Source organism: Pseudomonas sp. B21_DOA (assembly GCA_030544685.1).
Lineage (GTDB): Bacteria > Pseudomonadota > Gammaproteobacteria > Pseudomonadales > Pseudomonadaceae > Aquipseudomonas > Aquipseudomonas fluorescens_AO.
The window spans coordinates 1,095,434-1,108,430 of sequence record CP086683.1 but is presented as its reverse complement, the minus strand read 5'-3'; the positions used below and the strand labels follow the sequence as shown (position 1 = coordinate 1,108,430).

The following is a 12,997-nucleotide window of genomic DNA, read 5'->3' as shown; positions in this document are numbered from 1 at the left end:
TTATGCCAAAAGTGGGGATGCGTTTCCGGATGCAACATTCCATGTACGGTGCAGGCAGCGTTCTTCTGGCCGCTCTACTTTGGTGCACGCATTTCTCACCAGTCTGTCGGCCAGCGGCGGAGAAATCTTAGGGGCGCGTGAGAAATGAACCGGGTTTGTGCAGGATTCCCGCCGAACGGCGTGCCAGAGCGGCTGCGAGGGAATTTTTCGCATCAACATGGGGGCGACAGTTGCAAAATCTGTAACCCTTGATGACAATGCGACTAATTATCATTTGTGACGTTCGGGCTGGCGTGGTCATGTCTTCACCTGAGTTGGTCGTACAGGCGCTTTACGGTAGTCATCACGGCTGGCTCAACGCTTGGCTGCGCGCGCGGCTGGGCAATGCGGCGGATGCTGCGGATCTGGCTCAGGACACTTTTCTGCGCCTGCTGCAACGCACCGAACGCCTCGAACTGAAAGCGCCCCGCGCGTTCCTGCGGACCATCGCGCGCGGTCTGGTGATAGACCATTGGCGCCGCGAGGAAATCGAGCGGGCCTATCTGGAAACCATTGCTCACTTGCCTGAAGGCGAAGTACCTGACGCCGAATCGCGCGCGTTGGTGCTGGAACTACTGGAAAGCATTGCGCGCATGCTCGAAGGACTGAAGCCGAAAGTGCGTCAGGCATTTCTCCTGGCACAGTGCGAAGGTTTGACCCACAAACAGATCGCCGAGCAGTTGAGCGTGTCGGTACGTTCAGTGGAACGCTACGTCGCCGATGCGCTGTATCACTGCTATGTGTTGCGGTATGAAAGCTGATGCCTGTGGATAACCTCTCATTCGCTCGCCGCGTCGAACCGCGCCAACACGTGGTCAAGCAAGCGATTCACTGGCTGCTGCGGCTGCGCAACAACCACGGCAATTCGCGGCTGACTCGCCAATGTGAGCAGTGGCGCGCCGAGCATCATGAACATGAAATCGCCTGGCAGCGGGTGCAGTCGCTGCAAGCCGAATTGAGTTCCAGTCTGCGCGCCGTGCCGGGTGCGCAGGTCGCTTTCAACACCTTGGAAAACAGTGCGCAGGGGCTAGGCCGACGCCAGGCCTTGAAGTTGTTGTCGGGCGCGCTGTTGATGGGCTCCGCCGCGTGGCTGGCCAAGGACAGCGCCGCCTGGCAGCAATGGAGTGCCGACTACGCGACGGCGACCGGCGAACGGCGCGGTTTCCAGTTGCCCGACGGCACGCGCATCGAACTCAACACCGCCAGCGCCGTAGACCTGGATTACACCGCGCAGCAGCGCCTGATCAAACTGACCCGCGGCGAGATTATCGTTACCTGCGGCGGCGCTGACGAAGGCGCGGCGGCCGATCGACCGCTGCGCATACAGAATCGCCACGGCAGTTATGCGCCGGTCGATGCGCGTTTCATTTTGCGTCAGGACGATCAGTGCACGCGGCTCAGCGTTACCCGTGGCCGGGTGGTTGTTAGGGCTGGCGGTCATTCGCTCGAAGCGCTCGCCGGGCAGAGTTTTCTGGTCGACCAAAGCGGTTTGCGCGCAGCGCCGACACTGGATATGGATGCAGGCGCCTGGCTCGACGGTTTGATTGTCACGCGCAATATGCGGCTGGGCGACTTCCTCGCTGAAGTCGGCCGTTATCGCCCGGGCTATCTCCATTGTTCGGCGGATATCGCAGACCTGCGCCTCTCTGGAGTGTTCCGTCTGGAGGACACCGACAGGCTGCTGGCGGTCCTGCCGCAGACGCTGCCGGTGCAATTGCGTTATCGCACCCGCTGGTGGGTGACCCTGGAACGTGCGGTGTGATTATTTTTGGCGGGTTTCCGCAGGCAGTCCGGCTTAGTCAGTAAGCACTTCAACTCAGCCCCCGCGACTGCCTACGGAAATCCACAATGACTGTCCGCGCCACTTGTAAGAACCCTCTGAATTTCACTGCAGAATCGACACTGCTGCGCCATGCGGTTCGCGCGGCACTGCTGACCACCGCGCTGGGCGTCAGCGTGTTACCGAGCCTGAGTCTGGCCGCCAACACCGGCACCGAGATCAGCCACCGCTACAACATTGCTGCCGGGCCATTGGGCGAGGCGTTGAATCAGTTTGCCCGGCAGGCCGGCATCACCTTGGCGATGACGCCGCAACAGACTCAAGGTCAGCAATCTCCCGGCGTGCAGGGTGAATATTCGACCGACCAGGCCTTGAGCCATTTGCTCGGCGGCTCAGGACTGGAGGCCGTCAGCCAGGACGGCAGCAGCTACATTCTGCGCCCACTCGCTGAAAGCGAAGCACTGGCCTTGCCGACCACCGACATCAAAGGTTTCGCCCTCGGCAACGCGCTGGGCAGCATGGCCGGCTACAACGCCACGCACAGCCAGATCGCCACCAAGACCAGTACCGCCCTGCTGGAAACTTCGCAAAGCGTGTCCGTGGTCACACGCGAGCAAATGGATGACCAAGGCTCGCAGACCGTCTCGCAAGCGATGCGCTACACCCCGGGCGTGCTGACCAACCCGTATGGCGCTACGCACCGTTACGACTACGTGGCGATGCGCGGTTTCAACGACGGCTCGGTGGACAACATCTACCTCGACGGCCTCAAGTCGATGGGCGACAGCGGCACTTACAGCACCATGCAGGTCGATCCGTATTTCCTTGAGCGTGTGGACATTCTCAAAGGCCCGTCGTCCGTGCTGTACGGACGTAGCTCGCCCGGCGGTCTGGTCGCACTGACCAGCAAAAACCGTTGTATGAGCCTTACCACCAGATGCAGGCCACAGTGGGGACGCAAGGCCAGCGCGGGGTTGGGTTTGACTTCAGCGGTCCGGTCGATGACGACAAGCGGATTGCCTATCGTCTGACCGGATTGAGCGATCAGTCCGACACGCAATTCGATCACAACAAGGAAAAACGCTTTGCCCTCGCGCCGACGTTGAGCATCGATTTCAGCGAAGACACCTCGCTGACCCTGCAGGCCTACCTGCAACACGATCCGGACGGTGGCTACCACGGCGGCGTTCCGGCGGACGGCACGATCCATCAGCGCAATGGCGAGCGCATCTCGCCGCGCTTCTTCGAGGGCGAGCCGGGGATCGACGGCTACTCCCGTGACCAGCAATCGTTCGGCTATCAGTTCGAACATCGCTTCAACGATGTCTTCACAGCGCGGCAGAACTTCCGCTATCTCGATTCCAAAGTGAACATGGATCAGGTCTACGCCTATGGCTGGACCACCCCGACCAGCAATGAACTGAACCGCTATTACACCGGCGGTGATGAGCGCCTGCATGCGTTCATCGTCGACAACATGTTGCAGGCCGAATTCTTCACCGGCGCGACCAAGCACACGGTGCTGATGGGCGCGGATTATCAACGGCGCAAAACCGTGGTCGACTGGACCAGCGGTGGGCTCGCGCCGATCAATGCGTTCAATCCGGTGTATGGCAATTCGGCGATCGAAATGTACGGCGACACCAGCTATCTGCGTCGTCTGGAGCAGACCGGTGTGTATCTGCAAGACCTGATCGAGATGGACAAGTGGCGCTTCTCGCTGGGCCTGCGTCAGGACTGGGTCGAGACATCCGATGAAAACCGCATCGCCGAAGCGGGGCGCCCGGTGGGTACAGAGATCAATGATCGGCGCACGAAACTCACTGGGCGTGCCGGCGCTTTATACCTGTTTGATAACGGTCTGGCGCCATACATCAGCTACTCCGAGTCGTTTAACCCGAACTCCTATGCCGACAGCGCCGGTAATCCACTGGCCCCCACCGATGGCACGCAGTGGGAAGTCGGCTTGAAGTATCAGCCGCCGGGCACCGACAACCTGTTCACCGCCTCGCTGTTCCGCATCGACCAGGAAAACCTCGCGACCAAACTGCCGCAGGAGAACTTCTACCGCGCAGTCGGCGCCGTACGCTCGCAAGGTCTGGAGCTGGAAGCGCACATGCAACTGACCGATAACTTGAAAGTACTCGGTAGTTACACCTTCACTGATATCGAATATTCCAAATCGATGATCAGCACCTTGAGCACGCCGACCGATGTCATCGAGAACAAGGGCAACTCGCCAACTCAAGCGCCGCGCCACATGGCCTCGCTGTGGGCTGACTACAAGTTCGACAGCGCCGCACTTGATGGGCTGCGCTTGGGTGGTGGGGTGCGCTATGTCGGCTACAGCTGGGCCGATGCGGAGAACACGATGAAGGTGCCGTCTTACACGCTGTTCGATGCCTCGATTGGTTATGACCTGGGCAAGATTGGTTTGAAGGGTGTTGATGTTCGGCTCAATGCAAACAACCTGACCAATGAATCCTATGTCGCGTCCTGCGCCAGTCTGAACTTCTGCTACATGGGCGAAGAACGCAACGTAGCGGCGACCGTCAGCTATCAGTTCTAAAGCATTGTTCTGTGCATAAAAAAGCCAGCCCCTGCTGTCAGGGGCTGGCTTTGTCGTTTATTCGGGGTGTCTTGCATGCGTGCGTTTCTGGTTTTGTTGCATCGTTATATGGGCTTGGCTACTGCTGTGTTTCTTGTGTTGGCGGGCCTCACAGGCAGTGTACTGGCGTTCAATCATGAACTGGATGAGTGGCTGAACCCGCAGTTCTATGAGGCGACTTCACAGGGTGAGCGCTTGCCGCCGGGCGCGTTGGTAGATGCGGTGCAGACTTCGCATCCGAAATTGCAAGTCTGGTACATGGAGTATCCGCAGGAGGCGGGGCATACGGCGCTGCTGGCGGCAGTTCCACGCAATGATCCAGCAACGGGTCAGCCGTTCAATGAACGTAATCAGGTGTTTTATCTGGATCCGGTGAGTGCGGAGCACAAAGGCGCGCGTTACTGGGGCGAATGCTGCTTTCAGCGGGAGAACTTCATCCCGTTCATTCTGGAGTTTCACTACAACCTGACATTGCCCGGTAACTGGGGATTGCTGTTGATGGGTGGGGTGGCCATCGCGTGGGTGATCGACTGCTTTATAGCATTGTGGCTGACCTTGCCGCGCGGCAAGCCCTTCTGGAAGAAGTGGGCGACTGCGTGGAAGGTGAAAGGCGGGCATGCCTACCGTTTGAACTTCGATCTACATCGCGCCGGCGGATTGTGGCTGTGGCTACTGTTGTTACCGATCGCCGTCAGCAGCGTGGCGATGAACTTGCCGAGCCAGGTGTTCAAGCCTGCGGTTTCGTTGTTTTCGCCAATCGAGCCGAGCGTTTATGAAGCCAGAGGACGAATGCCCGCTGATCAACTGGGGACGACACAGTTAAGTTATCAACAGGCGTACGAAAGGGCATTGCAGGAAGGGAAACGATTAGGACTGACGGCGGCAATCGGCGAGTTGTATTACAGCTTTGAGTACAACTTCTACGGCGCAGGGTTTGGACAGCACGATACGGACGCACACGGTAAATCCTGGTTGTTCTTTCACGGTACCGACGGTCGCTTGTTAGGACAGGAAATCGCCGGACAGGGCACGCTGGGAGAGCAGTTCTATCGACTGCAGTTGCCGATACATGGGGGACGGATCATCGGCGTGACAGGGCAGATAATGATCGCAGTATTGGGTGTGTTGATTGCGGGGCTGTCAGGGACGGGGGTATATATCTGGTGGCGCAAGTGGCAGGCAAGACGCAGCAGCAAGAATCGCAGAACGGCCTGATCTTTCATACACGCTTAAATGACAAAACCCCTGTCTGCGTTAGCAGACAGGGGTTTCGAATTCAATCTTGACGATGACCTACTCTCACATGGGGAAACCCCACACTACCATCGGCGATACATCGTTTCACTTCTGAGTTCGGGATGGGATCAGGTGGTTCCAATGTTCTATGGTCGTCAAGAAATTCTTTATCTGGCCCGTCAACACGGTAACAGGCCAGCAAAAACAGGAACTTCTACTAAAACAAAACCCCAACTGCTTTCGCAATTGGGGTTTCGGAATTTAATCTTGACGATGACCTACTCTCACATGGGGAAACCCCACACTACCATCGGCGATGCATCGTTTCACTGCTGAGTTCGGGATGGGATCAGGTGGTTCCAACGCTCTATGGTCGTCAAGAAATTCGGGTACTGACTCGTGACCAGATGGTCTCGCTTCAGCAAATTGGGTATGTGACAGCTGGTGTTTGTGCGTTTCGAACTTTCGGTTCGTTTCGTCTTCACACACCGCAATCTGGTGCCTTCTCAGGTCAGCAAATTGCTTGGGTGTTATATGGTCAAGCCTCACGGGCAATTAGTATTGGTTAGCTCAACGCCTCACAGCGCTTACACACCCAACCTATCAACGTCGTAGTCTTCGACGGCCCTTCAGGGAACTCAAGGTTCCAGTGAGATCTCATCTTGAGGCAAGTTTCCCGCTTAGATGCTTTCAGCGGTTATCTTTCCCGAACATAGCTACCCGGCAATGCCACTGGCGTGACAACCGGAACACCAGAGGTTCGTCCACTCCGGTCCTCTCGTACTAGGAGCAGCCCCTCTCAAATCTCAAACGTCCACGGCAGATAGGGACCGAACTGTCTCACGACGTTCTAAACCCAGCTCGCGTACCACTTTAAATGGCGAACAGCCATACCCTTGGGACCGGCTTCAGCCCCAGGATGTGATGAGCCGACATCGAGGTGCCAAACACCGCCGTCGATATGAACTCTTGGGCGGTATCAGCCTGTTATCCCCGGAGTACCTTTTATCCGTTGAGCGATGGCCCTTCCATACAGAACCACCGGATCACTAAGACCTACTTTCGTACCTGCTCGACGTGTCTGTCTCGCAGTCAAGCGCGCTTTTGCCTTTATACTCTACGACCGATTTCCGACCGGTCTGAGCGCACCTTCGTACTCCTCCGTTACTCTTTAGGAGGAGACCGCCCCAGTCAAACTACCCACCATACACTGTCCTCGATCCGGATAACGGACCTGAGTTAGAACCTCAAAGTTGCCAGGGTGGTATTTCAAGGATGGCTCCACGCGAACTGGCGTCCACGCTTCAAAGCCTCCCACCTATCCTACACAAGCAAATTCAAAGTCCAGTGCAAAGCTATAGTAAAGGTTCACGGGGTCTTTCCGTCTAGCCGCGGATACACTGCATCTTCACAGCGATTTCAATTTCACTGAGTCTCGGGTGGAGACAGCGCCGCCATCGTTACGCCATTCGTGCAGGTCGGAACTTACCCGACAAGGAATTTCGCTACCTTAGGACCGTTATAGTTACGGCCGCCGTTTACCGGGGCTTCGATCAAGAGCTTCGCGTTAGCTAACCCCATCAATTAACCTTCCGGCACCGGGCAGGCGTCACACCCTATACGTCCACTTTCGTGTTTGCAGAGTGCTGTGTTTTTAATAAACAGTCGCAGCGGCCTGGTATCTTCGACCGGCATGAGCTTACGGAGCAAGTCCTTCACCCTCACCGGCGCACCTTCTCCCGAAGTTACGGTGCCATTTTGCCTAGTTCCTTCACCCGAGTTCTCTCAAGCGCCTTGGTATTCTCTACCCAACCACCTGTGTCGGTTTGGGGTACGGTTCCTGGTTACCTGAAGCTTAGAAGCTTTTCTTGGAAGCATGGCATCAACCACTTCGTCACCCAAAGGGTAACTCGTCATCAGCTCTCGGCCTTAAGATCCCGGATTTACCTAAGATCTCAGCCTACCACCTTAAACTTGGACAACCAACGCCAAGCTGGCCTAGCCTTCTCCGTCCCTCCATCGCAATAACCAGAAGTACAGGAATATTAACCTGTTTTCCATCGACTACGCTTTTCAGCCTCGCCTTAGGGACCGACTAACCCTGCGTCGATTAACGTTGCGCAGGAAACCTTGGTCTTTCGGCGTGGGTGTTTTTCACACCCATTGTCGTTACTCATGTCAGCATTCGCACTTCTGATACCTCCAGCAAGCTTCTCAACTCACCTTCACAGGCTTACAGAACGCTCCTCTACCGCATCATCCGAAGATGATACCCGTAGCTTCGGTGTATGGTTTGAGCCCCGTTACATCTTCCGCGCAGGCCGACTCGACTAGTGAGCTATTACGCTTTCTTTAAAGGGTGGCTGCTTCTAAGCCAACCTCCTAGCTGTCTAAGCCTTCCCACATCGTTTCCCACTTAACCATAACTTTGGGACCTTAGCTGACGGTCTGGGTTGTTTCCCTTTTCACGACGGACGTTAGCACCCGCCGTGTGTCTCCCATGCTCGGCACTTGTAGGTATTCGGAGTTTGCATCGGTTTGGTAAGTCGGGATGACCCCTAGCCGAAACAGTGCTCTACCCCTACAGTGATACATGAGGCGCTACCTAAATAGCTTTCGAGGAGAACCAGCTATCTCCGAGCTTGATTAGCCTTTCACTCCGATCCACAGGTCATCCGCTAACTTTTCAACGGTAGTCGGTTCGGTCCTCCAGTCAGTGTTACCTAACCTTCAACCTGCCCATGGATAGATCGCCCGGTTTCGGGTCTATTCCCAGCGACTAGACGCCCTATTAAGACTCGCTTTCGCTACGCCTCCCCTATTCGGTTAAGCTCGCCACTGAAAATAAGTCGCTGACCCATTATACAAAAGGTACGCAGTCACAGAACAAAGTCTGCTCCCACTGCTTGTACGCATACGGTTTCAGGATCTATTTCACTCCCCTCTCCGGGGTTCTTTTCGCCTTTCCCTCACGGTACTAGTTCACTATCGGTCAGTCAGTAGTATTTAGCCTTGGAGGATGGTCCCCCCATATTCAGACAAAGTTTCTCGTGCTCCGTCCTACTCGATTTCATGACTAAGAGATTTTCGCGTACAGGGCTATCACCCACTATGGCCGCACTTTCCAGAGCGTTCCGCTAATCTCAAAGCCACTTAAGGGCTAGTCCCCGTTCGCTCGCCACTACTAAGGGAATCTCGGTTGATTTCTTTTCCTCAGGGTACTTAGATGTTTCAGTTCCCCTGGTTCGCCTCTTGCACCTATGTATTCAGTACAAGATAACCATCTTATGATGGCTGGGTTCCCCCATTCAGACATCTCCGGATCAAAGTCTGTTTGCCGACTCCCCGAAGCTTTTCGCAGGCTACCACGTCTTTCATCGCCTCTGACTGCCAAGGCATCCACCGTATGCGCTTCTTCACTTGACCATATAACCCCAAGCAATCTGGTTATACTGTGAAGACGACATTCGCCGAAAATTCGAATTTCTCAACTAAGAGAACTCACAAATTTTACCTTAGCCTGATCCGTTACCAGTGAAAGTAACGTTCAGTCTATCTTTCTATCACATACCCAAATTTTTAAAGAACGATCTAGTCAAAGACTAGAAATCAACATTCATCACCGAACCGGTGGAATGCTCATTTCTAAGCTTTCAAACTTCAGAAGCAGTAGTGGTGGAGCCAAGCGGGATCGAACCGCTGACCTCCTGCGTGCAAGGCAGGCGCTCTCCCAGCTGAGCTATGGCCCCGTATTTCTACAGGCGTTTCCCACACAAAATTGGTGGGTCTGGGCAGATTCGAACTGCCGACCTCACCCTTATCAGGGGTGCGCTCTAACCAACTGAGCTACAGACCCAATTTCGGGCTGCTTCTATCGTCTTCTTCAATGAATCAAGCAATTCGTGTGGGAGCTCATGCAGCAGCTGATGTCGTCGATTAAGGAGGTGATCCAGCCGCAGGTTCCCCTACGGCTACCTTGTTACGACTTCACCCCAGTCATGAATCACACCGTGGTAACCGTCCTCCCGAAGGTTAGACTAGCTACTTCTGGTGCAACCCACTCCCATGGTGTGACGGGCGGTGTGTACAAGGCCCGGGAACGTATTCACCGCGACATTCTGATTCGCGATTACTAGCGATTCCGACTTCACGCAGTCGAGTTGCAGACTGCGATCCGGACTACGATCGGTTTTATGGGATTAGCTCCACCTCGCGGCTTGGCAACCCTTTGTACCGACCATTGTAGCACGTGTGTAGCCCAGGCCGTAAGGGCCATGATGACTTGACGTCATCCCCACCTTCCTCCGGTTTGTCACCGGCAGTCTCCTTAGAGTGCCCACCTTAACGTGCTGGTAACTAAGGACAAGGGTTGCGCTCGTTACGGGACTTAACCCAACATCTCACGACACGAGCTGACGACAGCCATGCAGCACCTGTCTCAATGTTCCCGAAGGCACCAATCCATCTCTGGAAAGTTCATTGGATGTCAAGGCCTGGTAAGGTTCTTCGCGTTGCTTCGAATTAAACCACATGCTCCACCGCTTGTGCGGGCCCCCGTCAATTCATTTGAGTTTTAACCTTGCGGCCGTACTCCCCAGGCGGTCAACTTAATGCGTTAGCTGCGCCACTAAGAGCTCAAGGCTCCCAACGGCTAGTTGACATCGTTTACGGCGTGGACTACCAGGGTATCTAATCCTGTTTGCTCCCCACGCTTTCGCACCTCAGTGTCAGTATCAGTCCAGGTGGTCGCCTTCGCCACTGGTGTTCCTTCCTATATCTACGCATTTCACCGCTACACAGGAAATTCCACCACCCTCTACCATACTCTAGCTTGCCAGTTTTGGATGCAGTTCCCAGGTTGAGCCCGGGGATTTCACATCCAACTTAACAAACCACCTACGCGCGCTTTACGCCCAGTAATTCCGATTAACGCTTGCACCCTCTGTATTACCGCGGCTGCTGGCACAGAGTTAGCCGGTGCTTATTCTGTCGGTAACGTCAAAATTGCAGAGTATTAATCTACAACCCTTCCTCCCAACTTAAAGTGCTTTACAATCCGAAGACCTTCTTCACACACGCGGCATGGCTGGATCAGGCTTTCGCCCATTGTCCAATATTCCCCACTGCTGCCTCCCGTAGGAGTCTGGACCGTGTCTCAGTTCCAGTGTGACTGATCATCCTCTCAGACCAGTTACGGATCGTCGCCTTGGTGAGCCATTACCTCACCAACTAGCTAATCCGACCTAGGCTCATCTGATAGCGCAAGGCCCGAAGGTCCCCTGCTTTCTCCCGTAGGACGTATGCGGTATTAGCGTTCCTTTCGAAACGTTGTCCCCCACTACCAGGCAGATTCCTAGGCATTACTCACCCGTCCGCCGCTGAATCCAGGAGCAAGCTCCTTTCATCCGCTCGACTTGCATGTGTTAGGCCTGCCGCCAGCGTTCAATCTGAGCCATGATCAAACTCTTCAGTTCAAACATCTTTGGGTTTTTAAGAGACCCTAAACTTGGCTCAGCAATCGTTGGTTACATCTTTGATTTCTCGCGGAGTAACTTGTGATGCTGATAATCTTGTTGACTATCAGTCTGACTGCACAAGCACCCACACGAATTGCTTGATTCAGTTGTTAAAGAGCGGTTGGTTAAGATCTTTCGTCTCAACCGAGGCGCGCATTCTACAGCAGCCTCATTTGCTGTCAAGTGATTATTTTCAGAAGTTTTCGAAGAATTCTTCAACAACTTCAACCACTTGCGCTTCCGATCTCTCGTTAGCGGGAGGCGAATTCTACAGCGTTAATCGCTGCTGTCAACACCTCTTCTTCTCCGCTTTCGACCGAGAAGATCGAACCGTTAAAAGAGCTACACATCACTGCTCTATCAACTCCTTCCAGGCTTCGATGATCTGAAGCAAGCCACTGTCGAAAACTGCGTAACTCTTTGAATCTCAAGGAGTTTTCCGTTTCGACTGCGCCGGAAGTGGGGCGAATTATAGACCTCTGGAATCTGCCGTCAACCGTTAATTTCGCTTTTCTTTCAATAAGTTGCGTATTGGTTAAAAAACATCCAATCAGATGAGAAAAGAGCGCCTTCTATATAGAAGAAGCCTTAAAGGACGCCTTCCTCCTTCAACATAGTCACCGCACCTGCCTTCAGACCCAGCACCCGCTGCAGAACCTCTAATGTGTGCTCACCCAATAAAGGAGGCGCATGGCGATATTCAACGGGCGTCTCCGACAATCGAATCGGGCTGGCCACCTGAGGCACCATCCCCGCCAATGCATGAGGCAGTTCGATCGCCAGACCGCGCGCCTTCACTTGTGGGTCTTCAAACACCTGCGACAGATCATTGATCGGCCCACAAGGCACACCCGCCAGCTCCAGTTGTGCAACCCACTCGGCCGTCGTCTTGAAGACAGTCGCCTGGCGAATCAAGGGAATCAACACCGCGCGGTTCGCCACCCGCAGCTTGTTCGTCGCGAAGCGTGGATCATCCGCCCACTGCGGTTGCCCCGCGACTTCGGCGAACTTGCGGAACTGCCCGTCATTACCCACGGTAAGGATGAAGTCACCATCCGCCGTAGGGAAGTCCTGATAAGGCACGATATTCGGATGCGCATTACCCAGGCGCTTTGGCGCAGTGCCCGTGGTCAGGTAGTTCATCGCCTGGTTGGCCAGACACGCGACTTGCACATCCAGCAACGCCATATCGATGTGCTGGCCGCCACCGTCGTGATCGCGATGAGCCAATGCCGCGAGGATCGCCACTGTCGAATACAGCCCGGTGAGAATATCCGTCAGCGCCACGCCCACTTTCACCGGGCCAGCGCCTTCATCTCCTTCAGGTCGACCGGTCAGACTCATCAAGCCGCCAAGGCCCTGGATCATGAAGTCATACCCTGCGCGCTTGGCGTAAGGACCGGTCTGGCCGAAGCCGGTGATGGAGCAATAGATCAGATTCGGGTTGAGCGCCTTCAGCGATTCATAGTCCAGGCCGTAGGCCGCCAGACCGCCCACTTTGAAATTCTCGATGAGGATGTCCGACTTCGACGCCAGGTCGCGCACCAGCTTCTGCCCTTCAGGCCGGGTGAAGTCGATGGTTACCGATTGCTTGTTGCGGTTGGCCGACAAGTAATACGCCGCTTCCGACGTATTCTCGCCATAAGCGTCTTTAAGGAAGGGCGGACCCCACGCGCGAGTATCGTCACCATTGCCGGGGCGCTCGACCTTGATCACTTCGGCGCCAAGGTCGGCGAGGATCTGTCCGGCCCAAGGCCCGGCCAGCACTCGTGATAAATCCAGTACCCGCAGATGCGACAGTGCGCCCATGGTCCGCTC

At 55.2% G+C, this 12,997-nt stretch carries 4 protein-coding genes, 2 tRNA genes, 4 rRNA genes and 1 pseudogene; 4 read left to right on the top strand and 7 right to left on the bottom strand.

The window, feature by feature from the left end; all coding sequences use genetic code 11:
• The first annotated feature begins 299 nt into the window (after positions 1-299).
• The 4 genes and pseudogenes from LJU32_05295 (at position 300) to LJU32_05280 (ending at position 5,642) form a co-directional block, all read left to right on the top strand.
• Entirely contained in the window at positions 300-800 is a 501-nt protein-coding gene (locus LJU32_05295; protein WKV89766.1) for a sigma-70 family RNA polymerase sigma factor, read from the top strand.
• Complete coding sequence (locus LJU32_05290) at positions 800-1,801, top strand: FecR family protein (protein ID WKV89765.1); 1,002 nt, start codon at positions 800-802, stop codon at positions 1,799-1,801. Before LJU32_05295 ends, LJU32_05290 begins: the two co-directional genes overlap by 1 nt.
• 86 nt (positions 1,802-1,887) lie before the next feature.
• A pseudogene (locus LJU32_05285) lies at positions 1,888-4,388 on the top strand (TonB-dependent siderophore receptor).
• A gap of 75 nt (positions 4,389-4,463) precedes the next feature.
• The gene (locus LJU32_05280; GenBank protein ID WKV89764.1) at positions 4,464-5,642 is read left to right on the top strand and encodes a PepSY domain-containing protein; all 1,179 of its coding nucleotides are present in this window, start codon (positions 4,464-4,466) and stop codon (positions 5,640-5,642) included.
• Between the two features lie 65 nt (positions 5,643-5,707).
• Here the strand turns inward: LJU32_05280 and rrf (LJU32_05275) are convergent.
• From rrf (LJU32_05275) to LJU32_05245, 7 genes are all read right to left on the bottom strand, one after another.
• A 5S ribosomal RNA gene (gene rrf / locus LJU32_05275) occupies positions 5,708-5,823 on the bottom strand.
• 105 nt (positions 5,824-5,928) lie between these two features.
• Positions 5,929-6,044 (bottom strand): 5S ribosomal RNA (gene rrf / locus LJU32_05270).
• Positions 6,045-6,197: 153 nt separating this feature from the next.
• Positions 6,198-9,089: ribosomal RNA gene (locus tag LJU32_05265) — 23S ribosomal RNA — on the bottom strand.
• A 247-nt stretch (positions 9,090-9,336) separates the two neighbouring features.
• A tRNA-Ala gene (locus LJU32_05260) sits at positions 9,337-9,412 on the bottom strand.
• A gap of 30 nt (positions 9,413-9,442) precedes the next feature.
• A tRNA-Ile gene (locus LJU32_05255) sits at positions 9,443-9,519 on the bottom strand.
• An 81-nt stretch (positions 9,520-9,600) separates the two neighbouring features.
• Positions 9,601-11,137: ribosomal RNA gene (locus tag LJU32_05250) — 16S ribosomal RNA — on the bottom strand.
• The 16S, 23S and 5S rRNA genes sit together here with 2 tRNA genes alongside, the layout of an rRNA operon.
• 630 nt (positions 11,138-11,767) lie before the next feature.
• Positions 11,768-12,988, bottom strand: coding sequence for a CoA transferase (locus tag LJU32_05245; GenBank protein WKV89763.1), 1,221 nt, complete (start codon positions 12,986-12,988; stop codon positions 11,768-11,770).
• Between the last annotated feature and the right edge of the window lie 9 nt (positions 12,989-12,997).

What these genes read in the sequence shown, in the direction of transcription:
- LJU32_05295 (WKV89766.1), top strand. Translation starts at nt 300, where the DNA reads ATGTCTTCACCTGAGTTGGTCGTACAGGCGCTTTACGGTAGTCATCAC.
- LJU32_05245 (WKV89763.1), bottom strand. Translation starts at nt 12,988, where the DNA reads ATGGGCGCACTGTCGCATCTGCGGGTACTGGATTTATCACGAGTGCTG.
- LJU32_05280 (WKV89764.1), top strand. Translation starts at nt 4,464, where the DNA reads ATGCGTGCGTTTCTGGTTTTGTTGCATCGTTATATGGGCTTGGCTACT.
- LJU32_05290 (WKV89765.1), top strand. Translation starts at nt 800, where the DNA reads ATGCCTGTGGATAACCTCTCATTCGCTCGCCGCGTCGAACCGCGCCAA.